We start from the raw sequence: 23,988 nt of genomic DNA on the forward strand, positions 1-23,988 counted from the left end.
GGTCACGATCATGGATCGTCGAACAGCCATCGCAGATGCGGCCCTCGAAGTCATCGCGCGCGACGGCCTGCGCGCGCTGACGCATCGGGCGATCGATTCCGCGCTCGACTACCCGGCCGGGTCGACGTCCTACTACTTCCGCACCAAGTCCGATCTGTCGGCGGCGGTTGCCGCCCGTCTCGTCGAGCTTTCGCGCGCGACGTTCCTCGATATCGCCGGTGCCGAGAGTGACGTCGCCACGGTCATCGCGCGGTATCTCCACGATGCGCTCACTCATCGCACGATCGAGCTTCGGGCCCGCTACGCATTGATGCTGGATCCTGCTGTTGCGCAAAATGTTCGAGACGTCCTGGCTCGATCGTTCTTCTCGGTCGAACGGGCGCAGGCGTTGTTCGCCGAACCCGCGCACGGAGACGGACTCGTCTCGCTGTGCGAGGGTCTGGTGGCCGACGTCGTGTTCGGGCGCCGCTCGTCGAAGGATGTTGCAGCGCTGCGGTTTCCGATCTCCGTCTACCTCGCGGGTGCTGGGAGTTCATCGCTGGGGAACTCGGTGGACACCGACCTTCCGTAGCCTCGTCGAGCATGCGATTCGGTAAGTACTTGCCCCTGGTGTGCATTCCTCTCGCGGTGTCGATGGGGTGCGGAACGGACTCGGCAGCAGACCCAGCGTTGCCGGAAGAGTCGTTCGATCTGCAGGCGCATCGCGGCGGCCTCGGTCTGGTCACCGAGAGCACCATCGAATCGTTCACCAATGCACTGCAACTCGGGGTGAGCACCCTCGAACTGGACACGCAGATCACCGAGGACGGCATCGCGATCGTCACCCACGACCGCAAGGTCTCGGACAGCAAGTGCGTCGACACCGGTGCGGTCACACCGGGAGACCCCGAGTTTCCGTACGTCGGGAAATTCGTGAACACACTGACACTCGCGCAGATTCGCACTCTCGACTGCGGAGCCCTGCCGCTCGAGGACTACCCGGAGCAACGACGCGTCCCCGGCGCTCGAATGCCGACCCTCGCCGAGGTGCTGGACCTGGTGAAGTCGGCCGACGCCCCGGGAGTGAAACTCAACGTCGAGACCAAGGTCGAGGCGGGCAGCCCTACCGAGACGGCCCCGCGCGAGCAGTTCGTCGACACGGTTCTGGGGACAATCCGCGACGCGGACATGCTGGACCGGGTTACCGTGCAGAGTTTCGACTGGGGTGCTCTCACACTGGTCCGCGAGGCCGAGCCGGAGGTGCCGGTGGTGGCACTGACCAACGGTGACTTCCTGCAAGTCGGCCAGGACGGTGCATCGCCGCCAGGAGTGGAGCCTGCGGAACGACCATCGAAGTGGCTGGGTGGAATCGATATCGACGACTTCGGAGGGGACGCGATCGCCGCGATCGATTCGTTCGGGGCGTCGGCGTACTCGCCGGTGCAGGGGACCCCGCAGAACGGCAAGATCGGCGACCCCGACTTCGAGCTCTTCGTCACCCAGGACATGGTGGACTCCGCCCACGAGCGCGGAATTCGAGTGATCCCGTGGACCGTCGACGATCCCGACACGATGCGTGCACTGATGGATCTGGGCGTCGACGGCCTGATCACCGACTACCCAGACCGGTTGCGTGCCGTCATGAGCGAGCGCGGACTTCCACTGCCCGCGCCCGCCAGGTGACGGTCCCCGGTCAGAACGGGTAGCCGACTCCGGTCAACTTCTCGCTGGCGTCCCACAACTGCGCGGCCAGAGCCGGGTCCTGTGCGGTCTTGGTCATGCTCGCTTTGCCCGGCTTACCGCGCGTCTCGAACAGGGACTTGGGGCCGCTGTACGTGCCGCCACCCGCAACGTCGACTGCGTAGAGCGTGGGACGAGCTCCGGCACTGGCCGATTGCGAAAAGATCTTCAGTCCGATCGGAGCGAGAGTGGACAGGATCTTGTTGCTGCCCAGACCGTCGGGGCTCGAGTACAGCTCGGTGGCCGAGATTCCGGGGTGGGCGGCGTTGCTGGTGACCTTCAGTCCGGCCTTGTCGATCCGGCGCTGCAGTTCCAACGCGAACAGGATGTTCGCAAGCTTGGAGTTCGCGTACCCGCGCTGGGGGTTGTACCCACGCTCGAGCTGAAGATTGTCGAAATCGAGCTTGGGGCCCTGCCGGTGCGCGACGGAAGCGATGGTGGTGATCTTGGCGTCCGCAGCGAGCTTGGGGAACAGCAGGCCGGTCAGGGCGAAGTGGCCGAGGTGATTGGTGCCGAGCTGGAGCTCGAACCCGTCCGCCGTCTCGGTCCGCATTGCGGGCATCATGACGCCGGCGTTGTTGATGAGCACGTCGATCGAATCGGGTGCTGACGCAGCGTACTCACGCACCGAGGCCAGGTCGGCGAGGTTCAAGGTGGCGGTGTCGACGGTTCCGCGGGGTGCCTCCGCCGATATTTTGGCCGCGGCGGCGTCGGCCTTGTCCTTGTTGCGGCACGCGAGCGTCACGTGGTCGCCTCGCTTCGCCAACTCCAAGGCGGTGTAGTAGCCGATACCGGTGTTCGCACCGGTGATGACAACGCGTCTCTGCTTGGTTTCGGGCACGCCGCCAGGCTACCGGTCTGTTTTGGACTTTGCCCATGAGCAGCGCAGAAGCCTCGTTCGGCCCGAAACTAGACCCAATGATTCGGACGCGTCACCGATTGCGGGAGTCGCGTCGACCCGTCACCTTTCGCTGCATCGATCTGGAACTGCGTCGCGAAGATGCTGCCGCGTAGATCCGCACCTCGCAGGTCGGCACCGCGGAGGTCTGCGCCGATCAGATCCGCCAGGCGCAGGTCGGCGCCACGCAGGGTGGCACCGATGAAGTACGTGCCGCGCAGGCTCGCGCCGCGCAGATCCGCGCCGGCCAGTTGCGCGCCGATCATGTCGCGGCCGCGGTAGTTCTGCTTCTTGCCCCTCACTTCGGCTCGAACCAGATCGCTTGCCTCGAGCAGCAACTCGTTGATCCGTGAACGCAGAGCGGAGACATCGACCGACAGCAGAACTTCGGGTGTCGACTCAGTCAGCGCGTCCAGTTCTGCGTATTCGCCGGACAGCCGATCGTGCAGTGTCGCGGCCGAATCCCGGTCACGCGCATCCGCCAGGTACCAGAGCAACTCGTGCAGATCACGCATGATCGGGAACACCGCGAACATCTCCGACGAGTTCGACGGCTGCTGCCGCCAGTCCCGTCCGGCGAACGTGGACTGCGACACCTTCTGGCCCGCACCGAAGCAGTCGTACACCGTGCACCCGGGAAAGCCCTTCTCCCGCAGCGTCGAATGAATGCCGCACCGCGAGTCCTGCCGAAGATTGCGGCACGGCTCACCGGCGGCCTTGTCGACGGCGAAGTCCGAGGACTTCGCGAAGGGCAGAGCGACGCAACAGAGTCCGAAACAACTGCCGCAATCGGCCAGCAAGTTCTCGGGCGCGTGCATGCGTCCACTCTGTCCCGGGGCGCGTGGCAGCGTCAAACGAGATTGTTCGCTGCCGACACCAGTGCATTCAGCGAGGAGGCGACGACGGATCCGTCCATTCCCACTCCCCATGCCGATTTCCCGCCCCGACGAGCCTCGATGTACGTCGCCGCTCCGCTGTTCGAGCCGTGGGTGGTGGAGTGCTGAGACAGGCCGAGCACCTCGACTCCGAGAATCTGCGCCAATGCGTCGACCGGCCCGGTCCCGGTGGCGCTGTGACGATGCTCGCCGTCGTCGTCGGCGAGGGTGACCGACAGGGTCGAGTCGGCATCGATGGACCACGACAGCAGTGTGCGACGGCCGGTGCGAATGTAGCTGTCCTCGAACAGAGTCCAGATCTCCTTCGAGCTGATCTCGGTGCCCGTCGAGTCGGTGTCGTGCTGGACCACTCGGGCGAAGTCGATCTGCAACCTTCGTGGCAGCTCGAGGCCGTGGTCCACCGACAGCAGATACGCGATGCCGCCCTTGCCGGACTGGCTGTTCACCCGAATGACCGCGTCGTAGTCGCGTCCCACGTCGGCGGGATCGATCGGCAGGTACGGCACCGCCCACGGAGCGAGTTCGGGGGCGACGCCCAGCCGGTCGGCCTCGATGCGGTGGTGAACCATCCCCTTCTTGATCGCGTCCTGATGCGTTCCCGAGAACGCGGTGTAGACGAGGTCGCCCGCGTACGGATGCCGTTCGTGCACCTCGATTCGGTTGCAGTACTCCACGGTTCGGCGTATCTCGTCGATGTCGGAGAAGTCGATCATCGGGTCGATGCCCTGGGCGTGCAGGTTGAGGGCCAGCGTCACCAGGTCGACGTTCCCGGTCCGTTCTCCGTTGCCGAACAGGCACCCCTCGACGCGTTGCGCGCCGGCCAGCACCGCCAGCTCTGCGCACGCGACTCCGGTTCCCCGGTCGTTGTGCGGGTGCACCGAGAGGATCACCGAGTCTCGGCAGTCGAGGTGACGATGCATGTACTCGATCTGGTCGGCATAGACATTCGGGGACGAGATCTCCACTGTGGCAGGAAGATTGTGGATCACCGGGCGATCGGCGCTGGAATCCCAGATCTGCGACATGCCGTTGCAGATCTCGAGTACGTAGTCCGGTTCGGTCAGGTTGAACACCTCCGGCGAGAACTCGAAGCGAACCCCGCTCCGGTCTCCGGCTGTTCGTGCGATCCGCTCCCCGGCCTCGAAGATCAACCGGCGCAGTGCATCACGGGAATGTCCGAGCACCACCTCGCGCCAGGTCGGTGCCGTTGCGGTGTACATGTGCACCACAACATCGGCCAATCCCTCGATCGAGGCGAAGGTCTGTTCGATGAGATCGGCTCTGGCTGCGGTGAACACGACTATCGTCACGTCCTCGGGCACGGTACCGACGAGCGACCGAACGAAGTCGAAGTCCGCGCGACTCGCCGATGGGTACCCCACCTCGATTTCCTTATAGCCCATGTTCACCAGCAGGTCGAACATGCGGCGTTTGCGCTGCGGGTCCATGGGCTCGGCGAGCGCTTGGTTGCCGTCGCGGAGATCGACCGGAACCCACAGCGGCGCAGCGTCGAAGGTGGCTGCGGGCCAGTGTCTTTCCTGGTCGATGACTGTGACACGGCGGTGCACGTCGCGGTAGCGGTGCGAGGGCATCGGGCTGGGTTGTTGGCGGTTGCTGATCACGGTGATTCTGGTCCTCGGGTGTGTGGGTCTGTGCTATCGGCGACCGGCGCAATGTCGTACCCCGCGACGGGGTGCCGGTCGGTGATCGACCCCGTCGCGGCGTAGAAGGAGAAGCCCGCACTCAAACATGTCTGAGGACTGTAATGCAAAGGTTACTTCTCAGACAAGTGACCGCGCGGGATACTGATGCACGTGTCCACCGAGCATCTCCGCCCCGCAGACCGCGCAGTCACCGAACTGGGCCGACGCATCGGTGCGGGCGAATGGCCGGTCGGAGCGAAGTTGCCGGGCGAGACGTCCCTCGCGCAGGAGCTGGGGGTCGGCCGATCCACCGTCCGCGAGGCCGTGCGAGTGCTTGCTACCCGTGGGCTGGTGAGATCGCGTCAGGGTGCGGGGGTGTTCGTCGTCGCGGACTCGGTTCCGGTCGACGTCGCCGCATCGGTGCAGCGCGCAGGCCCGGCTGAGGTGCAGGAGGTGCGTCGCATCGTCGAGATCGACGCCGCCGGCTTGGCCGCCGAGCGTCGGACGGATGTCGACGTCGAGCGGATGCGGCGAGCCCTCGACGGGCGGCACGACGCCGCGAGCGAGTCCGACGCGGCGTTCGTGAATGCAGACATCGACTTCCACGTCGCAGTGGTGGCCGCCGCCCACAACGCCCTGCTCTCGGATCTCTTCGAATCGTTCCTGCCGCGACTGCGGGCGGAACTGCTGGTGTACACCTCGGAAGTACTCGCTCGGCCACGCGGCAGCGAACCCGACGTGGACCTGCACGAAGCCCTGTTCGACGCCATAGCGGCGGGAGACCGGACCGCGGCGGTCACGGCGGCACGCCAGCACCTGGGGTGAGTGGTCGCGTGCTGCTCGCTTGCGACATAGCGGGCTACAGTGTTTCAGCGAGCGAGTAGCACTCCGGAAGGCACGGTCGATGTCGGATCTCGAGTACGACGAGGTGGTGTCCTCGCTGCGCAGAGCCGGGTGCGTGTTCGCCGAAGAGGAAGCCGACATCCTCGTCGATTCCGCGTCGACACCGGCAGAGCTGACCGAGATGCTCGCACGCCGCGTCGCCGGCGAACCGCTCGAGCATGTCGTCGGCTGGGTCGCGTTCTGTGGTCGACGCATCGCCGTCGAACCGGGCGTGTTCGTACCTCGCCGGCGAACCGAGTTTCTCGTCGAATGCGCTGCAGCGCTGCATCCTTCGGTATTGCTGGACCTGTGCTGTGGTTCCGGGGCAATCGGCCTGTCGGTCGAGGGCGTCACCGAGTTGCATGCTGCCGACGTCGACGCGCTGGCGGTGCAGTGTGCGTCGCGCAATCTCGCCGGTGCCGGCGGCACGGCACCGGTCGGTTACGTACATCGCGGCGACCTGTACGACGCTGTGCCGCCGGACATGCGCGGCAGATTCGATGCGATCGTCGTCAACGCGCCCTACGTCCCGACCGGCGACATCGGGTTGATGCCACGAGAGGCGCGCATCCACGAGCCGAACATCGCGCTCGACGGTGGGACGGACGGTGCCGAGATTCATCGTCGTGTCGCCGTCGGCGCGCCGCAATGGCTGGCTCCCGGCGGTCATCTCCTCATCGAAACCAGTGCAGCACTGGCACATTCGACACTGCGTGCCGTGGTCGACGCCGGATTCGCCGGTCGCATCGACGAATCCCAGGCACTCGATGCCGTCGTGGTGATCGGGTCGATGGGCGAGCAGTGATCGACCGGGTGTTTCGATCGTGGGTCTCCGTGGCATTCCCCGGGCATGACTACATTGCTGTTTGCGGTAACCGCTGCCGATCACTGGACCCTGAACGACGGCACGAAGCACCCCACCGGGTACTGGGCCGAGGAGCTCGTCGAGTCCCATCGCACGTTCGTCGACGCAGGCTGGGACATCACGGTTGCGACGCCGGGCGGTAAGGCTCCGGTCGTCGACGAGGGCAGCTTGGCCGTCGATGCCAACGGCGGCGACGAGGAGAAGGTGGCGGATCAGAAGAGCTACCTCGCCTCGATCGAGTCGATCCTGTCCTCGCCCGCAAAGCTGGAGGACCAGAAGGCGTCCGACTTCGACGTCGTCTTCGTGCCCGGTGGCCACGGGCCGATGGAAGACCTCGCCGTCTCCGAGAGCTTCGGGGCACTGGTGGTCGACTTCCTCGACTCGAACAAGGTCGTCTCCGCGGTGTGCCACGCGCCCGCCGCCCTGCTCCCCGCCGTCCGCAGCGACGGCACCTGGGCGTTCGACGGGTACGAGCTCACCGGATTCACCGACGAGGAGGAGGCCCAGGCCGGTCTCGCCGAGAAGGCCCCGTGGTTGCTCGAGTCCCGGTTGCGCGAGAACGGCGCGAAGTTCGATGCCACCGACGCGTGGGCACCGAACGTCGTCGTCGACCGAAATCTGTACACCGGTCAGAACCCGGCGTCGACGCGTCCCCTCGCGGAGAAGCTGGTCAGTGCGCTGAAGTAGCCGGAGAGGGCGGTCGGCGTTCTGCCCACGGAGAACAACGGACATCGACGGGAACATCACTACTGCTTTCGAAGTTGAGCCCCTATAGCTCAATCCTTTGGAGGAGAAGTGACTGAAACCGTTCGTGTCCCCGTACTGTTCCTGACCGATCCGATCGTCCTGCCCGGCATGGTGGTGCCCGTAGAACTCGACGAGGCGGCGCGTGCCGCCGTCGACGCCGCGACGGCGAGCAACGACGGCACGTTGCTCGTCGCGCCGCGCCTGGAAGACCGCTACGCCGCGTACGGGGTCCTCGCCACGATCGTGCAGATGGGACGCCTCGCAGACGGTCGCCCGGCCGCTGTCATCAAGGCCACGCGCCGCGCACACATCGGCCACGGAGTCAGCGGTCCCGGTGCCGCCCTGTGGGTCGAGGCCGAAACCGTTGCGGATGTGCCCCCGAGCGACGATCTCAAAGCCCTGGCAGCCGAATACAAGCAACTCGTCGTTGCGATGCTGCAGCGCCGAGACGCGTGGCAGGTGATCGACTCTGTCAACAAGCTCACCGACCCGGGCGCGATCGCCGACACGGCCGGCTACGCGTCGTATCTCACCGACGTGCAGAAGCGGGACCTTCTCGAAACCCCGGATGTGGCAACGTGTCTGACCTCACTCATCGAGTGGACCAAGGCTCACCTCGCCGAAGTCGAGGTCAACGACAAGATCTCCGGCGACGTCCGCGAGGGTATGGAGAGGACCCAGAAGGAGTTTCTGCTCCGGCAGCAGTTGGCGGCCATCCGCAAGGAACTCGGCGAGGACGAGCCCGACGGTGCCGACGACTACCGTGGCCGCGTCGAGGCTGCGGATCTGCCCGACAAGGTGCGCGAACAGGCGCTGCGTGAGGTCGGCAAACTGGAGCGGGCCAGCGATCAGAGCCCCGAGTCGGGCTGGATCCGCACCTGGCTCGACACCGTGCTCGACCTACCGTGGAACAACACCACGGCCGACAACAACGACATCGATTCTGCACGTGCAGTTCTCGATGCCGACCACCACGGTCTCGACGACGTGAAGGATCGGATCGTCGAGTACCTGGCCGTCCGGGCGCGTCGCTCCGAGCGTGGTCTGCAGTCGGTCGGTGGGCGCGGGTCCGGTGCCGTCATGGTGCTCGCAGGTCCGCCCGGAGTCGGCAAGACCTCGCTGGGCGAGTCGGTGGCCCGTGCGCTCGGTCGACAGTTCGTGCGCGTGGCTCTCGGGGGCGTCCGCGACGAGGCCGAGATTCGTGGGCACCGTCGTACCTACGTCGGTGCGTTGCCGGGTCGGATCGTGCGGGCCATCGGTGAGGCGGGATCGATGAATCCGGTTGTCCTGCTGGACGAGATCGACAAGGTCGGCTCGGACTATCGCGGCGACCCCAGTGCCGCTCTGCTCGAGGTGTTGGACCCGGCGCAGAATCACACGTTCCGTGATCACTACCTGGATCTGGATCTCGACCTGTCCGACGTGGTCTTTCTCGCTACCGCCAACGTGATCGACCAGATTCCCGGGCCGTTGCTCGACCGCATGGAATTGGTGACCATCGACGGCTACACCGAGGACGACAAGGTCGTCATCGCCCGGAACTACCTGCTCCCCCGTCAGATGGACAGGGCGGCAATCACATCCGAGGAGGTGACGGTCACCGACGCTGCGCTGCGCAAGATCGCGGCCGACTACACCCGTGAGCCGGGTGTGCGGCAACTCGAGCGATTGCTGGCCAAGGCGCTGCGCAAGGTCGCGACGACGTTGGTGGGCAGTACGGATGTCCTGAAGATCGACGAGTCGGACCTGGTGACGTACCTCGGTCGTCCGCGGTTCACTCCCGAGGCGCACGAGCGAACCGAAGTGCCGGGCGTGGCAACGGGTCTCGCGGTCACCGGACTCGGCGGAGATGTGCTGTTCATCGAGGCTGCGGCGACCGACGGTGACGCCCGGCTCGAGCTCACCGGCCAGCTCGGCGACGTGATGAAGGAGTCCGCACAGATCGCACTGTCCTACGTGCGCTCGCACGCAGCACAATTCGGCGTCACGAAGGAATCTCTCGATCGCAGCATTCACGTCCACGTTCCGGCGGGTGCGGTGCCGAAGGACGGTCCTTCGGCAGGTGTGACGATGGTGACTGCCCTGGTGTCGATGGCCACCGGGCGGCCGGTGCGCTCGGATGTCGGCATGACCGGTGAGGTCACGTTGAACGGTCGGGTGCTGCCGATCGGCGGGGTGAAGCAGAAATTGCTGGCTGCGCAGCGTGCGGGACTGAAGACGGTGTTCATTCCGGCGCGCAACGAACCGGATCTGGACGACGTGCCCGCAGAGGTGTTGGAGGCGTTGGATGTTCGCCCGACGACCGAGGTCGCCGACATCCTGGCGCTCGCGCTGGAGCCGGCGAAGGCAACTGCTGCGGCGTAGTGCCGCGGTGATGGCCCGGGAGGGGCAGGTTGCATCGGCCGCCTGCCCCTCCCGTCGGTCTCGGGTGCCGCGCTTGACCTCGAGCTATGTCGAGGTTCTACGTTGGTGGGATGAGTATGGAGATGACCGCCTGGAATCAGATGTATCGCACGATGAACAGGCCCGACACCCAGTCGTCGTTCTCGAAGGAGACGGCCCGCAGGATCCTGACGTTCGCGGCACCGCATCGCCGCGCGCTCGGCGGGTTTCTGGTGCTCAGCGTGGCTCTGGCCGTTCTTGCGGTGGCCACACCGGTGTTGGCCGGGCGGGTGGTCAATGCGATCGTCGACGGACGCGAGCTACGCGTGGTGGTGTTGCTGGCGTTGGCGATCGCGGGTATCGCTCTGGTGGACGCGGTGGTCGGTCTGATCAACCGATGGCTCTCGGCGAACATCGGCGAAAGCCTGATTCTGGATCTGCGGACGGCAGTGTTCGACCACGTGCAGCGGATGCCGATCGCATTCTTCACGCGAACCCGCACCGGTGCCTTGGTGAGCCGACTCAACAACGACGTGATCGGAGCGCAGCGCGCATTCAGCACCACCCTGTCCGGTGTCGTCAGCAATCTCGTGACCCTGGTGCTGACGTTGGTGGTGATGATCGGAATCTCCTGGCAGATCACCCTTCTCGCATTGGTCCTGCTGCCGGTGTTCGTGCTTCCTGCTCGCCGGATGGGTCGACGCCTCGCGCGGCTGCAACGTGAAGCGGCAGCACACAATTCGGCGATGAGCACGCAGATGACGGAGCGATTCTCGGCGCCGGGAGCAACACTGGTGAAGCTGTTCGGCCATCCCGAGCAGGAATCGGTCGAGTTCGCGGTGCGGGCGGCCAGGGTGCGCGATATCGGGGTTCGCAGTGCCATGGTGCAGACGGTGTTCGTCACGGCGCTGACGCTGGTCTCGGCACTGGCGCTCGCCGTGGTGTACGGATTGGGCGGCTTCTACGCCCTCAGTGGGAGCCTGGACCCGGGTTCGGTTGTGGCACTGTCGCTTCTGCTGGCGCGGCTGTACTCACCGCTGACCGCGCTGGCCAGCGCCCGCGTTGAGGTCATGAGCGCGTTGGTGAGCTTCGAGCGAGTCTTCGAGGTTCTCGATCTCGTTCCGTTGATCGCCGACAAGCCCGACGCGAAAGCGCTACCGCCGGGGCCGGTTGCCGTCGAACTCGACGATGTCAGGTTCGCGTACCCGTCCGCGGACAAAGTGTCGCTCGCCTCGCTCGAGGAGGTCGCGACCCTGGATTCGCGCGGGGGAGAAGAAGTTCTGCACGGTGTGTCGTTCCGAGCCGAACCCGGCCAGATGGTCGCGCTCGTCGGTACGTCCGGTGCAGGCAAGTCCACGATCGCGCAGTTGATCGCACGGCTGTACGACGTCGATGGCGGTGCGGTCCGGCTGGGCGGCGTCGACGTGCGGGACCTGACGGCCGAATCCGTCCGCGGCACAGTGGGAATGGTGACGCAGGACGGGCACCTGTTCCACGAGAGCATCCGGTCGAATCTGCTGCTGCCGCGGCCCGATGCCACCGACGACGAACTGTGGGACGCGCTCTCGCGGGCGCGGCTGGCCGACCTCGTGCGTTCCCTGCCCGACGGCCTGGACACCGTCGTCGGCGAGCGTGGGTATCGACTGTCCGGTGGTGAGCGTCAGCGCCTGACGATCGCACGGTTGCTGATCGCGCAGCCGCGGGTCGTCATCCTCGACGAGGCAACGGCATCGTTGGATTCGACGTCGGAGGCCGCGGTGCAGGCCGCGTTGGCCGAGGCGCTGGAGGGCAAGACGTCGGTGGTCATCGCGCACCGGCTCTCGACCATCAGAGCTGCGGACGTGATCCTGGTGATCGAGGACGGGCGAGTCGCCGAACGCGGCACCCACGACGAGCTCCTCGCAGCAGGTGGCCGCTACGAGGAGCTGCATCGGACGCAGTTCGCACAGGCGGAGTGACCTCAGGAAGCCGGGAGCGGAGCCTGCGGAGTGACCTTATGAAACCGGGTCCGGGACCACGGTTGCTGGGTCGTTGTCGGTTGCGGCGGCGAGCATCGGGGTGAATCCGTCGATCGCGTAGTCCAGCGACAGTGGGCTCGAGTAGCCGAGGGCCGAGGGTAGGTCCGTACTGAAGGAGCCGATGTAGACGGTGCGGTCCTGTCGAACGACGTCGAGGGCGGCGAGCAGTGGGTTGGCCTGCAGCTGCTCGCGGCCCTGGCCTGCGATGACCAGGACGTCGGTGTCGAGACGGTCGAGGTTCTCTTCACTGATGGTCTCGGAGGCGTCGGGAATTTCGAAGCCGAGGTCGGTGAAGAACAGGGCGCGGATGTCGTCCTTGCCGAGCAGCAGGTAGCTGCCGTCGTCCATGACGAACGCGAGAGTCAGTGACTTGCCGGTGAACTGGGGGTTCTCGGCTTCGGTGTCGGCGAACTTCTGCTCGAGCTCGGCCGTCTGGTCCTGAGCTTCCTGCGATTTGCCGAGGGCTTCGCCGACGACGGCGAACTCCTGCTGCCAGGTCGCGGCGGGTACGTCGTCGTAGCCGCCGATGTCGGCGATCGTGGGGGCCATCCCGGAGAGGGTGTCGTACTGGCCCTGGTCGATGAAGGAGTACGGGCCGAGGATCAGATCAGGTGTTTGCGCCGCGATCTGCTCGAGCTCGAGGTCGGTGCTGCCGACTTCCGGGATCTCGGTTCCGCCCAGCGCTGCTTGCGCCCAGGGGCGCTGCCGGTAGTCGTAGCTCAGGTTGCCTCGTGTCGCGACGGGCTTGACGCCCAGTGCCAACGCGAAGTCCTGCTCGTTGAACCCGATCGTCACGACGCGGGTGGGCTCGGTGTCGATGACCGTCTCACCGAATCGGTGATCGATGGTGACCGGGAAGCCGGCGGCGCTACCGGGGCTACCGGATGCGTCGGTGTCGGCATCGGACGAACAGCCGGCTGCCAGTGCCAGAACGGAGGCACCGGCGGCGACGAGCTGGACGGTCTTCTTCATGTGATCTCCTCGCAACTGAACTTAGCGAGGTTAGCCTAACCGACCCGTTGAAGCTTTGATCATGTACCAGGGTCGGGCGGCCCGATCAGCAGGTGGTCGTGGCCGGTACTCCGGCGAATCGCTGGTCGATCCACTCGAGCGCCTGCGGCAGGCCGAGCACAGCAGCAGTCAGGTGATCGTTGCTGGGCACCTTCACTTCGGTCACCAGCACTCCGGCGCGGCAGTATCGGGCGAGCGTGTTGTCGATCGCGCTGACCGGGATCAACGCATCGGTGGGGCTGTGCCACTCGAAGTACGGTGCCTTCGGTACGCCGGGATACAGCTCGACGCTGTTGTCGTTGACGGCGGCGATCGCTTCCGGACTGCTGATCAGGTCCAGCGTGCCTGCGACCTCCATGGCGCTCTTGCCTGCGCCTGCCGCGATGATGTCGTTGGTGCACCCGTTCTGGATCTTGCTCTCGATCTCCTTGCCCAGCGGGTTGAGCTGAGAGCTGATCGGGATGCGGGTGGGGTACTCGCGTTCGATACCGAGCGCGGCAGCGAACGCCAGACCGAACATGGGGTGCGGAGCGAAACCGAGGTCGCGGGCCATGCGCTCGAGGTTCATCGGAGCGCCACCGTTCGCGCTGCCGACGATGTTCAGCTCGGGTGCGTAGTCGTTCTGGAGCGCAGCTGCCCATGCCGTAGCCATTCCGCCTCCGGAGTAGCCGGCCAACGCAACCGGGCTCTGCTGAACCTGGATGGGATCGAAGCGCTGAGTGGCGCGAATGCTGTCCAGCACGATCTGCCCGCCGAGCTTGGCTGCACCGTAGGCGCTGTTGGGTCCGAGGTGATCGGCGATGACGACCGTCCAGCCACGCTGCAGTACTGCATTGAGAGCGGGTGCCTCACGAATCATCAAATTCGGGTCGTTGGTCCAGAGCGCTTGTGAAGGTGCACATTCGAGACCGAGGGCATTGATGATGTGTTGGTAGGAAAGCACCGGACCGTTCGGCGCTTTGTTTTGTGGAACCAGCACGGTATTGATTGCGGCGATGGGATTTCCCGCCGAATTGGTGGAGCGGAAATTCAACTGCCACACGTCAACGCCGACGAATCCGGCGGGCGGGGGCATCGGGCGGCTGGAGATCACATCGCCCGGTGCGAGCGCATCGAGATCCACAGGCGGAGAGTAGAAGCCGTCCGCGATGGGCGACGGGAACAACGGCGCCGCTGCTGCTTGACCTGCGCCGACGAGTGACGAACACAGGACTGCAACCGCCGTCATGCTGACAGCGCCTGCCAACTTGAGAACCCGCATGTGGTAAACCCCTCCGTGCCTGAACCGAAGCGACGAGCGCTGCGGCGATATGGCAAGCCCCCGTAGAGCCGGCCCGCAAACCGTTATAGCTGATGATGCGTCACTTGTTACGCTCCCCCGGTAACGATGGCCGCAACGGTACGCATCCGCTCATTTTATGGCAACCGAACGTTACCTATCCTCGTTTCTTCGATCGGGTCCAAGTTTTTCGTCCAGGGGGCATCACGTCATTCCTGGCGCACCGCCTTCGGTTCCTTGTCCGGCCGCAGGCCACGCCAGCTCGGATGCCGCAGATGGCCGGATTCCGTGGCCTCGTAGAACCGCACCTCGCCGACGAGGACAGGCTCCACCCATACCGCTCCGTTCCGATCGGCCGCGGGCAGCACCGAAGAGAAGGGACTGTCCGACGCCTCGAGTGGCGCGAGGAGGGCGGCGAGCGTATCGAGCGCACGGTCGTCGAACCCGGTTCCGACGCGTCCCACGTAGCGCAGTCGGTCTCCGTCGGGAATGCCCATCAGTAGTGAGCCGAACCCGCCGGAACGACGACCCTGCCCTTTCCGCCACCCACCGATGACGATCTCCTGTGTTCGCCAGTTCTTGAACTTGATCCAGGTGTGGGCGCGTTTGCCGGGTTGATAGACGGAGTCGATGCGTTTGGCGACGACGCCTTCCCAGCCTCGTTCTCTGCTTTCGGCGATGGCGTCCGCTGCGGTCCCCGTCAGCCGCGGTGGCACCAGTACCGAGTCGAGTCCGGTGGTGAGTAGTTCGAGCAGTCGTCGTCGATCCGAGTACTTCTTGCGCAGCAGTGACGTGCCGTCGAGGTGGAGAAGATCGAAGGCGATGAATCGGATCTGGTCACGAGTGGCGTTCTGCAGTTTCTCGAAGCTGCTGACGCCGCCGTCGTCGAACACCACGACTTCTCCGTCGACGACGGCGTCGTGATCGGCCAGATCGTCCGCCATCGATTGGAGCGCCCCGAACTTCTCGGTGTAGTCGTTACCGCTTCGCGTGCGCAGCGTCATCGAACCGTGCCTCAGTTCGGCGACGATGCGGAACCCATCCCACTTGCCCTCGAACGACCATTCGTCGTCCGGCAGATCGAGGATGTCGCCGGCTGTGGCGAGCATCGGTGAGATGTTCTTGGGCTCGGGCTTGTCGGGTGCATCCTTCATCAGGTGCATCAACCACTGGCTGCCCTTGGTGCGGATCAGCGCGAACCGCCCGCGCGCCTTCTTTCCGTGCAGGACGACGATGACCTCGTCGTCTCGCCACTTCTCGAGCTCGTAGGTTCCGCTGTCCCAGATCGACACGTCGCCGCCGCCGTACTCGCCCTTGGGTATCCGACCGGAGAACGTCGCGTATTCGAGTGGGTGGTCCTCGGTGTGTACCGCCAGCCGGTTCTGCTTCGGATCCACCGGGATGTTCTTCGGGACGGCCCACGAGACCAGGACGCCGTCGTGTTCGAGTCGGAAGTCGTAGTGCAGCCGTCGGGCATGATGCTCTTGAATCACGAACGTGTCGTTGTTGCCCTGCGGCTCGGTGGTGGTCGGTATCGGCTCGGGGGTCTTGTCGGCGCTGCGCATGCTGCGGTATTTGACGAGTTTGTCCGTGTTGCTTGTATTTTCGACGTGGGAGTCCATCTCGGGGTCCAGATCGGCCAGTGGATCGCCGACGTCCGCGTAGCGCTCCAGGACTTCCTCGAACCGAAGCTGTTGCAGGCCCGGGTTTTCCAGCTCGTCCCACGTGCGTGGTGCTGCGACGGTGGGAAGTGTTCGTCCGCGCAGCGAGTACGGTGCGACCGTCGTCTTCTTGCCGTTGTTCTGGCTCCAGTCGACGAACACCCGGCCGGTTCGTTTCGCTTTCGCCATCGTTGCCGTAACCCGGTCCGGTGATCTTTCCTCGAGCAGGGTGGCAACACGTTTGGCGACGGTGGACGCGCCGGAGGTCGACAGCGGTTTCTCCAGCGGCACGTACAGGTGAATTCCCTTGCTGCCGCTGGTGACCGGATATGCGGTCATTCCGATATCGCCGATCAGATCCCGTATCTCGCAGGCGACTTCGGCACATCGGGCGAGATCCACGTCCTCGCCGGGGTCGAGGTCGAAGACCATGCGGGTGGCCGGTCCGGGTTCGGTGCCGTCGAACCGCCACTGTGGCACGTGCGCTTCGATGGCCGCTTGTTGACCGAGCCACGCCAGATCGGCTGCAGTGGAGAACAGTGGGTAGGTGACGACGCGGTCGGAGTGTTGCATCGAACGCCGATCGAGCCAGTCGGGTGCGGACGCGGCGAGGTTCTTCTCGAAGAAAGATGACTGGTCGACGCCGTTCGGCCAGCGCTTACGGGTCACGGCGCGGCCGGTGAGGTGAGGAAGCATCGCAGGTGCGATGGTGGTGTAGTACTCGATGATGTGGCTCTTGGTGGTGCCGGTTTCAGGGAACAACACTTTGTCGAGGTTGGTGACGGAGACCTTCCGACCTTCGATCTCGAGCGTGGCCATCGTCTCAGGTTAGTGGTCGCCGTCAGAACCTGCGGGCAAGTTGTGACAGGGTCGATGTCATGGCGACGATCAGTGTCTCGGTGCAGATGCCCGAAAATCCGCAGGGCGCGTGGGACAAGGCTTCCGCGCTCGATCGGTTCGACGAGTGGATGACCATCCACGGTGGGTGGTGCAGTCCACCGCCGAAGAAGGTCGGTAAGGGCACCGAGGTGGAGTCGCTGGTGAAGGTGAAGGGCTTCAAGAACACGATCAACTGGACCTTCACGCAATACGACGAGCCCAAGCTGATCGAGATGTCCGGTCGAGGCAAGGGCGGGGTGAGAATCTCGTTGACCGTCCATGTGCGTGAGGCCGAGGGCGGATCGGAGCTGACGCTCGACGCGAAATTCGGTGGGGGTGTGCTGTTCGGTCCGGTGGGTTCGGTGGTGGCGCGGGCACTGGATACCGATGTCAAGAAATCCGTTGCGAATCTGGCGGCGTTGACGTGACGGATCCTTGTTGAAGTAGCTGCACGACAATCTCTTCCAGCCCCGCACCGTTGTTTGCCCCGGAGACGAAGACTGCACGGGATGCTCCACTCGAGGCCTCGATCGAGGCAATCCCGCGCACGACCGGTTCGAGTGGAGCAAAAATTGCCGAGACTGCTATTGCTGTCGAGTCTTTCGCAACCACCACAGTCCCGCGATGGGGAGCACCACCGGGATGAACACGTATCCGGATCCGAAGTGCGACCACACCGTCGGCTCCGGGAAGTCCTGGGGCTGGATGTAGCTGAGGGTGCCGATACCGATGACCCCGACGAGTTCGATGATGCAGGAGACCGTCACCACTCGTCGTGATGCTTCGGTTGCTCGGGCCAGTCCCATCGTGGCGACGATGTAGACCACCGCCGCGAAAGCAGACAGCAGGTACGCCACCGGTGCGTCGTCGAATCGTGTGGTGAGCTGCACGATCGAGCGTGATGTCGCGGCGACGGCGAACACGGCGTAGACGGCGATGAGGAAGCGCCCGAATCCGGTGCGCGTCGCTTGCTGGAGGTTGTCAGGCATATCCGGCCCAAATCTGGCTCAGGCGCAGCACCATGGCCGCGAGGGTGAGGACGGCAACGAGGAGCACCGCTGTGCCGCCGCGGGAGCGGTCGCCCAGGGACCACCACGTGCCGAGGGGGAGCAGGAACAGCAGCCCGACGAGGTAGGACCCGAATGTCAGCCGGTGTATCTCGCGATCCGAGGTGAACATCATGACGAACCCGATGACGGCCTGCAGTGCGACTACGGCCTCGGTGGCGGCGATGGTCCAGAACAGTGCGCGATCGGACTTGTTCTTCAGCAGAACCGGTCGGTTCATGGCGAGCTTCGCGAGCACCCAGATGCCTACGACCAGGGACAACGCATACAACAAGCCGGTGACGGCGCCGATCATCGAGTTCCTCGTCAAGTTCGTGGTGGATGGGTGGTTCGGCCTCCACACTATCCGCGTAACGCCACGTCAACACTGTGAGGCCCTCGAAACACGGCGTTGTTCCGGGTGTGACCAATCCGAAATGGATGGGGCTTGTACTTGTCCTATGGCCGCAGAGGATCTGCTCTCTCGCCGGACATGACATCTCTTCCTCAGGTGGCCATCGGTGTCCACCGCATCTCGAGTAGTTGCCCACTGCATTCAGTCAGCTCTGCGAACCTCAGGAGACACCCGTGTCAGACCTCGATCAGTCCATCGCCGAGAACATCAAGAAGTCCCTCGAAGAGATCCCGCACCCTTCACTTCCCAAGGGCAGCAACATCTACGGCTCCACCAAGATCTTCCCCGACTACAAGGCCGAGAACGGCGAGAGCTACTTCACGCTGGTGCACGGCATCGCCCACGAGTCGTCGGTCTCCTTCGTCGCTGTGCTCCAGGCAACGCGCGCTCTGCGCAAGGGCTTCGAGTCGGCCATGTACTTCTACGGTCCCGGTGCCATCAATTGCCTTGCCACTCGCGGCTTTCCGACCACCGGTGACTCAGGGTTCCCGGGCGAGCAGAACATCAACGACTCCCTTGCGACGTTCATCGCCGAAGGCGGCACCGTGTTCTGCTGCCGTTTCGGGCTCGCATTGCACGGCGGCCGCGAAGAGGACCTCATCGAGGGCGTCATCCCGGCACACCCCCTGGACGTGCAGGACGCGTTGATCCACTACGCGCGCAAGGGTGCCATCATCAACTCGACCTACATGGTCTAGGGGCACCTATGTCCGTCTCTACGCGCGTGGATCTGGCGCTGCTCGGTATTCGAGGAGCCACGCCGGTGTCCAGAACTGCCGGTGCAGGGCCGAGTGACGACGGACATGTCCGCATCGACGGCCTCGGCGCAGCCATCCCGCGCAATCCGCTCAGTCCGTACGTCCTCGAAGAGGGTCGAGTGCTGTTCGACGGCAACGACATCGGGCTCGACGTGCAGGCCGTCGACCGCCCGCAGTTCTACGACCTGGAAACCGCCGACGGTATCGCTTACGAGAAGATCGCGAAGCTGCACGGCTCCAGCGTTCTCGCGACCACCGTGGTGCAGACCTGCATCCGCTACGACGCGGATCAACGCTGCCGCTTCTGCTCCATCGAGGCGTCGCTCGAAGCCGGCGACACCATCGCCGTCAAGACCCCGGCGCAGCTGGCCGAGGTGGCCGAGGCGGCGGTACGGCTCGACGGCGTCACGCAGATGGTCATGACGACGGGCACCTCGGCCGCGAAGGATCGCGGTGCCCGTCACTTGGCCCGATGCGTGCGAGCCATCAAGGCTGTGGTTCCGCAGCTGCCGATCCAGGTGCAGTGCGAACCTCCCGGCGATCTCCGGACAATTCAGGACCTATACGACGCCGGAGCCGAGTCGATCGGCATTCACGTCGAATCTCTCGACGAGAACGTTCGACGCAGGTGGATGCCGGGCAAGGCCTCGGTCTCGATGGACGAGTACCGCGCTGCGTGGAAAGAAGCCGTTCGTGTCTTCGGACGCAACCAGGTCTCGACGTACATCCTGGTGGGGCTCGGCGAGGATCCGGACGAATTGGTAGCCGGGGCAGCAGAACTCATCGAGATGGGTGTCTATCCCTTCGTCGTTCCGTTCCGTCCGCTCGCCGGAACGTTGGCGGTGGACGTCGACCGAGCGACGGCCCCCGGCCGAGACGTTCTCGAGAACGTCACCCGACGCGTCGCCAAGGAACTTCAGGCCGCGGCGATGCTCGGATCGGACCAGAAGGCAGGCTGCGCGGCATGCGGTGCGTGCAGCGTCCTGCAGAATGCGGGGGGCTGAGATGTACAGGGTGGACGCGCAGGATCTTGCCGGATTGTCCGGTACCGCAACCACTGTCGTCGAGCCCACGTTCATCGTCCAGCCGTGCGGAAGCGCAGCACAGCTGGACGCCTATCGTGCGCTCCGGAGAGCGACCTTCGTTGCCGAACAGGGCTTGTTCGCCGGCACCGATCACGACGATGTCGACGACGATCCGCGGGCAGTCGTGCTGGTCGCAACCGATCGGGAGGGCACCGTACTCGGCGGAGTGCGGCTGGCACCCTGCACCGCAACGGATCTTGGGTGGTGGGCCGGAAGCCGCCTCGTGGTCTCTGCTGCGGCACGCACTTCCGGCGTCGGGCCTGCCCTGGTTCGGGCAGCCTGCGCCCATGCCGAGAGTCGAGGCGTGCTTCGCTTCGACGCGACGGTGCAGAAGAGCAACGAGCAACTGTTCACCCGCCTCGGGTGGATTCGCCGCGGGGACGTAGAGGTGGCCAACACCCCGCACGTGGCGATGTACTGGCCGATCGACCGCATCGAACGGCTGGTCTCCTCGACCAAGGCGATGCTCGCCGGAGTCCTCGCGCCCCTGAAGGCGCAACCACTCGGGCTCGGTGCCAAAGGCTTTCGCGGCGACGACGGCGTTCCGGTACCTGGTAGCGACATGATCGCCGCGTGCGATGCCATCATCCCCTCCATGGTCGATCGCGACCCCGAGTGGGCCGGCTGGTGTGCGGCGCTGGTCAATCTGAACGACCTCTCGGCGATGGGCGCACATGCCGTCGGAATGCTCGATTCCGTCGGAGCACCCACGCAGAGTCGGCTGACCCGCATCATCCGTGGTCTCGCCAATGCCTCTGCGGCATGGCAGGTTCCGGTACTCGGTGGCCACACCCAGGCCGGGGTGCCGTCGTCGCTGTCGGTCACCGCACTCGGCCGAACCTCACGGCCGGTCCGTGCGGGCGGCGGAAGCGTCGGCGATCGATTGACGCTCACCGCGGACATCGAGGGCGAGTGGCGACGCGGATACCATGGCCAGCAATGGGATTCGTCCTCTCGGCGGAACTCCGACGAACTGACTTCAATGGCGTCGTTCGTTTCTCGCACCGCACCCAAGGCCGCCAAGGACGTCTCGATGGCGGGCCTGGCCGGCACCACCGGAATGCTCGCCGAGGCGAGCGGAACCGGTGCCGTACTCGACATCGCCTCGATACCGAAGCCCGACGCCGCGTCGATGGGCGAATGGATCACGTGTTTTCCAGGGTTCGCGATGATCACCGCGGACCGTCCCGGTGCACCTACTGCACCGTCCGGACCTGCACTGTCCGCAGTCTGCGGAGAGCTCACCGACATTCCGGGTGTCGCGCTGCGATGGCCCGACGGAATCACCACTCGCGCGGTCACGTCCACCGTGACCGGATTGGGAGAAGCATGACCACCCACCCGAAGCCCGTCACCATTTCTGTCGCCGCAGCCGAGTTCGGTCGCGACATGGAACAGGGTTACGCCACCATCGCCGCATTGCTCGAGGAATCACGCAACCGCGGCAGCCAACTACTCGTCCTGCCCGAGGCCTGCCTCGGCGGCTACCTACCGAGCCTTGGCGGCGGCGACGAGACCGAAGAGTCGCGACAACGCCGGCTGAAGGCACTGCCTCCCGCCCTCGAACTCGACGGACCGGAGATCAGGCGCGTCATCGACATGGCGGGCGATACCGTCATCACCTTCGGCTTCTGCGAGAAGGACGGCGACACCCGATACAACGCCGCCGTGACGGTCGACGGCAGCGGCATTCTGGGCTCCTACCGCAAGGTGCACCAGCCGTTGGGCGAAAATCTCTGCTACGACGCGGGAGACAGCTACTCCGCCTTCGACACTCCGATCGGTCGGATGGGCATGCAGATCTGCTACGACAAGGGATTCCCCGAGGCCGCCCGAGAACTGGCGCTCGACGGTGCCGAGATCGTCGCGTCCATCTCCGCCTGGCCGACGGCACGTACTGCGACGGTGGAGAACATGGAAGAGGACCGGTGGAAGCAGCGGTTCGACATCTACGACCGAGCCCGCGCTCTCGAGAACCAGATCATCTGGGTCGCAGCCAATCAGGCAGGTACATTCGGATCTCTTCGATTCGTCTGCAGCGCAAAGATCGTCGGACCCGGCGGAGAGATCCTCGCCGGCACGGGCGTCGAACCGGGCTTGGCCACGGCGACCGTCGACGTCGCTGCACTCATCGGCGCGGCACGTGGCGGCGGCATGTACAACCTGCGTGATCGCCGGCCGTCCGTGTACCGGACCATCACGAAGGAGCCGATCCATGCCTGAGATGTCGTTCCTGGTTCGATGGCCCGACGGTCGCGAACAGTCTTGCTATTCACCGTCTCTGGTGATGCACGACTACCTGACGCCCGGCCAGGAGTACCCGGTGGCGGAGTTCGTACAGCGGACGTCGGAGGCACTGACGATCGCCAGCGATCGAGTGCTGGCCAAGTTCGGGATGCGGTGCACCTCGGCCGCGCAGCAGATGGAGGAGATCCACGGTGTCAGTACCTCGTACGAGGCCGGTGCCGTTCGCGTACTGAGCATGTCGGGAGCTGAATTGCTGTGAATCCGAACAGCGTGACAGAGCACATCGTCGAACATCATCGAGTGATCGTCATCGGCGGCGGCCAGGCCGGCCTGTCCATCAGCTGGCATCTGACGCAGCGTGGCATCGAACATGTCGTGTTGGAGCGCGAGACCATCGCGCACGAGTGGAAGGACTCGCGCTGGGACAACTTCACTCTCGTGACGCCGAATTGGCAGTGCGCACTTCCCGGATACTCCTACGACGGTGACGATCCCGACGGATTCATGCAGCGCGACGAGGTCTACGCCTTCGTACGACGCTACGCAGACAGCTTCGATGCGCCTGTACGAGAACATGTTTCGGTCGACCAAGCTCTACAGGGCCTGGATGGTGGCTTCGACCTGCAGACCTCTGCCGGCCCCATGCATGCCGACCAGATCGTCGTCGCTGTCGGTGGATATCACATCCCCACCATCCCGCGGTTCGCCGAGAAGCTACCGCGCGACATCGTCCAGATGCACTCGTCCGAATACCGCGGTTCACATCAGTTCCCGGACGGAGATGTGCTCGTGGTCGGCACCGGACAGTCCGGTGCGCAGATCGCCGAGGACCTGCACCTCGACGGCCGACGCGTCCACCTGGTGGCCGGCACCGCTCCCCGCGTCGCACGCTTCTATCGCGGCCGCGACTGTGTCGCCTGGTTGCACGACATGGGGGTCTACGATGTCTCCATCGAAGATCAACCCGGTGGCGTCGGCAAACGCGAGAACACGAACCACTACGTCACCGGACGTGACGGTGGTCGAGACATCGACCTGCGCGCATTCGCCACCGAGGGGATGCAGCTCTACGGCCGACTGCTCGGCGTCGAGGACGGCGTTCTGCAGTTCGCACCCACTCTCGGAGCATCTCTCGATGCAGCGGATCGGGTGGCCGAAAGCATCAAGGACAACATCGACGCCTACATCGAGCGCGAGGGAATCAGCGCCCCCACCGAGGATCGCTACGTGCCGGTGTGGCGTCCGGAGACCGAGACCACCGAACTCGACCTCGCCACCGCGGATATCAAGGCCGTCGTCTGGTCCGTCGGCTTCCGCACCGACTACCGATGGCTCAAGGTCGGTGCCTTCGACGGTGAAGGGCACCCGACGCACAATCGCGGCGTCACCTCGGTGCCGGGCCTGTACTTCCTGGGCCTTCCGTGGCAGCACACCTGGGGTTCGGGGCGCTTCGCCTCGGTGGCCCGGGACGCGCAGTTCCTCGCCGACCAGATCGGTCTGGAGATCAGTGCAGTACAGTCCCGAAGCTCAGCGCAGCCGCAGAGCCAGATGGTCTGA

The 23,988-nt window shown here is 65.0% G+C and carries 22 protein-coding genes; 14 read left to right on the plus strand and 8 right to left on the minus strand.

Going from position 1 to position 23,988, the window contains the following annotated elements; all coding sequences use genetic code 11:
* The first annotated feature begins 10 nt into the window (after positions 1-10).
* Entirely contained in the window at positions 11-571 is a 561-nt protein-coding gene (locus AB0366_RS15610; protein WP_366244714.1) for a TetR family transcriptional regulator, read from the plus strand.
* Between the two features lie 62 nt (positions 572-633).
* Positions 634-1,662 (plus strand): glycerophosphodiester phosphodiesterase family protein, encoded by a 1,029-nt coding sequence (locus AB0366_RS15615; RefSeq protein WP_366244948.1) that lies wholly within the window; start codon positions 634-636, stop codon positions 1,660-1,662.
* 10 nt (positions 1,663-1,672) lie between these two features.
* Here AB0366_RS15615 and AB0366_RS15620 read toward each other — a convergent pair whose 3' ends face one another.
* The 3 genes from AB0366_RS15620 to AB0366_RS15630 all read right to left on the minus strand — a co-directional run bounded on the left by AB0366_RS15620 (position 1,673) and on the right by AB0366_RS15630 (position 5,105).
* The gene (locus tag AB0366_RS15620) at positions 1,673-2,560 is read right to left on the minus strand and encodes an oxidoreductase (RefSeq protein WP_366244715.1); all 888 of its coding nucleotides are present in this window, start codon (positions 2,558-2,560) and stop codon (positions 1,673-1,675) included.
* A 68-nt stretch (positions 2,561-2,628) separates the two neighbouring features.
* Entirely contained in the window at positions 2,629-3,435 is an 807-nt protein-coding gene (locus AB0366_RS15625) for a pentapeptide repeat-containing protein (RefSeq protein ID WP_366244717.1), read from the minus strand.
* Between the two features lie 32 nt (positions 3,436-3,467).
* Positions 3,468-5,105 (minus strand): 2-isopropylmalate synthase, encoded by a 1,638-nt coding sequence (locus AB0366_RS15630; protein ID WP_366244949.1) that lies wholly within the window; start codon positions 5,103-5,105, stop codon positions 3,468-3,470.
* 222 nt (positions 5,106-5,327) lie between these two features.
* Here AB0366_RS15630 and AB0366_RS15635 point away from each other — a divergent pair, with 222 nt between their 5' ends.
* From AB0366_RS15635 to AB0366_RS15655, 5 genes are all read left to right on the plus strand, one after another.
* Positions 5,328-5,981 carry a FadR/GntR family transcriptional regulator gene (locus tag AB0366_RS15635; RefSeq protein ID WP_366244718.1) on the plus strand — a complete coding sequence of 218 codons (654 nt, stop codon included), beginning with the start codon at positions 5,328-5,330 and terminating at the stop codon, positions 5,979-5,981.
* A 79-nt stretch (positions 5,982-6,060) separates the two neighbouring features.
* Positions 6,061-6,843, plus strand: coding sequence for a putative protein N(5)-glutamine methyltransferase (locus AB0366_RS15640; protein ID WP_366244719.1), 783 nt, complete (start codon positions 6,061-6,063; stop codon positions 6,841-6,843).
* A 45-nt stretch (positions 6,844-6,888) separates the two neighbouring features.
* Positions 6,889-7,590 carry a type 1 glutamine amidotransferase domain-containing protein gene (locus AB0366_RS15645; protein ID WP_366244721.1) on the plus strand — a complete coding sequence of 234 codons (702 nt, stop codon included), beginning with the start codon at positions 6,889-6,891 and terminating at the stop codon, positions 7,588-7,590.
* Between the two features lie 108 nt (positions 7,591-7,698).
* Complete coding sequence (gene lon / locus AB0366_RS15650; protein ID WP_366244722.1) at positions 7,699-10,014, plus strand: endopeptidase La; 2,316 nt, start codon at positions 7,699-7,701, stop codon at positions 10,012-10,014.
* Between the two features lie 110 nt (positions 10,015-10,124).
* Positions 10,125-11,990 (plus strand): ABC transporter ATP-binding protein, encoded by a 1,866-nt coding sequence (locus tag AB0366_RS15655; RefSeq protein ID WP_366244723.1) that lies wholly within the window; start codon positions 10,125-10,127, stop codon positions 11,988-11,990.
* A gap of 36 nt (positions 11,991-12,026) precedes the next feature.
* Here AB0366_RS15655 and AB0366_RS15660 read toward each other — a convergent pair whose 3' ends face one another.
* The 3 genes from AB0366_RS15660 to AB0366_RS15670 all read right to left on the minus strand — a co-directional run bounded on the left by AB0366_RS15660 (position 12,027) and on the right by AB0366_RS15670 (position 16,820).
* Positions 12,027-13,022: an iron-siderophore ABC transporter substrate-binding protein gene (locus AB0366_RS15660; RefSeq protein WP_366244724.1), complete on the minus strand. Its 996-nt coding sequence runs from the start codon at positions 13,020-13,022 to the stop codon at positions 12,027-12,029.
* A gap of 85 nt (positions 13,023-13,107) precedes the next feature.
* On the minus strand, positions 13,108-14,322 hold the full coding sequence (locus AB0366_RS15665) for a lipase family protein (RefSeq protein ID WP_366244726.1): 1,215 nt from the start codon (positions 14,320-14,322) through the stop codon (positions 13,108-13,110).
* A gap of 227 nt (positions 14,323-14,549) precedes the next feature.
* On the minus strand, positions 14,550-16,820 hold the full coding sequence (locus AB0366_RS15670; RefSeq protein WP_366244728.1) for an ATP-dependent DNA ligase: 2,271 nt from the start codon (positions 16,818-16,820) through the stop codon (positions 14,550-14,552).
* A 59-nt stretch (positions 16,821-16,879) separates the two neighbouring features.
* Here AB0366_RS15670 and AB0366_RS15675 point away from each other — a divergent pair, with 59 nt between their 5' ends.
* Complete coding sequence (locus tag AB0366_RS15675; protein ID WP_366244730.1) at positions 16,880-17,308, plus strand: SRPBCC family protein; 429 nt, start codon at positions 16,880-16,882, stop codon at positions 17,306-17,308.
* A 156-nt stretch (positions 17,309-17,464) separates the two neighbouring features.
* On the opposite strand, the gene AB0366_RS15680 is transcribed toward AB0366_RS15675, so the two are convergent.
* On the minus strand, positions 17,465-17,869 hold the full coding sequence (locus AB0366_RS15680; protein ID WP_366244732.1) for a hypothetical protein: 405 nt from the start codon (positions 17,867-17,869) through the stop codon (positions 17,465-17,467).
* Positions 17,862-18,242, minus strand: a complete 381-nt coding sequence (locus tag AB0366_RS15685; RefSeq protein WP_094635067.1) for a hypothetical protein — start codon at positions 18,240-18,242, stop codon at positions 17,862-17,864. Before AB0366_RS15685 ends, AB0366_RS15680 begins: the two co-directional genes overlap by 8 nt.
* Positions 18,243-18,514: 272 nt before the next feature.
* Here AB0366_RS15685 and AB0366_RS15690 point away from each other — a divergent pair, with 272 nt between their 5' ends.
* From AB0366_RS15690 to AB0366_RS15715, 6 genes are read left to right on the plus strand one after another with little or no spacing between them, the layout of a single operon-like run.
* A complete protein-coding gene (locus tag AB0366_RS15690; RefSeq protein ID WP_027495238.1) occupies positions 18,515-19,039 on the plus strand; it encodes an MSMEG_0572/Sll0783 family nitrogen starvation response protein in 525 nt (174 codons plus the stop codon).
* 8 nt (positions 19,040-19,047) lie between these two features.
* Positions 19,048-20,103, plus strand: coding sequence for an MSMEG_0568 family radical SAM protein (locus tag AB0366_RS15695; RefSeq protein WP_366244733.1), 1,056 nt, complete (start codon positions 19,048-19,050; stop codon positions 20,101-20,103).
* 1 nt (position 20,104) lies between these two features.
* Positions 20,105-21,517 carry an MSMEG_0567/sll0787 family protein gene (locus AB0366_RS15700; RefSeq protein WP_366244734.1) on the plus strand — a complete coding sequence of 471 codons (1,413 nt, stop codon included), beginning with the start codon at positions 20,105-20,107 and terminating at the stop codon, positions 21,515-21,517.
* Complete coding sequence (locus tag AB0366_RS15705; RefSeq protein ID WP_128645387.1) at positions 21,514-22,407, plus strand: carbon-nitrogen hydrolase family protein; 894 nt, start codon at positions 21,514-21,516, stop codon at positions 22,405-22,407. Before AB0366_RS15700 ends, AB0366_RS15705 begins: the two co-directional genes overlap by 4 nt.
* Positions 22,400-22,690 (plus strand): MSMEG_0570 family nitrogen starvation response protein, encoded by a 291-nt coding sequence (locus tag AB0366_RS15710; RefSeq protein WP_032396776.1) that lies wholly within the window; start codon positions 22,400-22,402, stop codon positions 22,688-22,690. Before AB0366_RS15705 ends, AB0366_RS15710 begins: the two co-directional genes overlap by 8 nt.
* A 23-nt stretch (positions 22,691-22,713) precedes the next feature.
* Complete coding sequence (locus AB0366_RS15715) at positions 22,714-23,988, plus strand: MSMEG_0569 family flavin-dependent oxidoreductase (RefSeq protein ID WP_366244950.1); 1,275 nt, start codon at positions 22,714-22,716, stop codon at positions 23,986-23,988.

The sequence above is a fragment of the Rhodococcus sp. NPDC076796 genome (assembly GCF_040702765.1).
Taxonomy (GTDB): Bacteria; Actinomycetota; Actinomycetes; order Mycobacteriales; family Mycobacteriaceae; genus Rhodococcoides.

Coding starts and splice junctions, on each gene's coding strand:
- AB0366_RS15610 (WP_366244714.1), top strand. CDS start 11: ATGGATCGTCGAACAGCCATCGCAGATGCGGCCCTCGAAGTCATCGCG.
- AB0366_RS15615 (WP_366244948.1), top strand. CDS start 634: ATGGGGTGCGGAACGGACTCGGCAGCAGACCCAGCGTTGCCGGAAGAG.
- AB0366_RS15625 (WP_366244717.1), bottom strand. CDS start 3,435: ATGCACGCGCCCGAGAACTTGCTGGCCGATTGCGGCAGTTGTTTCGGA.
- AB0366_RS15630 (WP_366244949.1), bottom strand. CDS start 5,105: ATGCCCTCGCACCGCTACCGCGACGTGCACCGCCGTGTCACAGTCATC.
- AB0366_RS15640 (WP_366244719.1), top strand. CDS start 6,061: ATGTCGGATCTCGAGTACGACGAGGTGGTGTCCTCGCTGCGCAGAGCC.
- AB0366_RS15645 (WP_366244721.1), top strand. CDS start 6,889: ATGACTACATTGCTGTTTGCGGTAACCGCTGCCGATCACTGGACCCTG.
- AB0366_RS15655 (WP_366244723.1), top strand. CDS start 10,125: ATGAGTATGGAGATGACCGCCTGGAATCAGATGTATCGCACGATGAAC.
- AB0366_RS15660 (WP_366244724.1), bottom strand. CDS start 13,022: ATGAAGAAGACCGTCCAGCTCGTCGCCGCCGGTGCCTCCGTTCTGGCA.
- AB0366_RS15665 (WP_366244726.1), bottom strand. CDS start 14,322: ATGCGGGTTCTCAAGTTGGCAGGCGCTGTCAGCATGACGGCGGTTGCA.
- AB0366_RS15670 (WP_366244728.1), bottom strand. CDS start 16,820: ATGGCCACGCTCGAGATCGAAGGTCGGAAGGTCTCCGTCACCAACCTC.
- AB0366_RS15675 (WP_366244730.1), top strand. CDS start 16,880: ATGGCGACGATCAGTGTCTCGGTGCAGATGCCCGAAAATCCGCAGGGC.
- AB0366_RS15680 (WP_366244732.1), bottom strand. CDS start 17,869: ATGCCTGACAACCTCCAGCAAGCGACGCGCACCGGATTCGGGCGCTTC.
- AB0366_RS15685 (WP_094635067.1), bottom strand. CDS start 18,242: ATGATCGGCGCCGTCACCGGCTTGTTGTATGCGTTGTCCCTGGTCGTA.
- AB0366_RS15695 (WP_366244733.1), top strand. CDS start 19,048: ATGTCCGTCTCTACGCGCGTGGATCTGGCGCTGCTCGGTATTCGAGGA.
- AB0366_RS15700 (WP_366244734.1), top strand. CDS start 20,105: ATGTACAGGGTGGACGCGCAGGATCTTGCCGGATTGTCCGGTACCGCA.
- AB0366_RS15705 (WP_128645387.1), top strand. CDS start 21,514: ATGACCACCCACCCGAAGCCCGTCACCATTTCTGTCGCCGCAGCCGAG.
- AB0366_RS15710 (WP_032396776.1), top strand. CDS start 22,400: ATGCCTGAGATGTCGTTCCTGGTTCGATGGCCCGACGGTCGCGAACAG.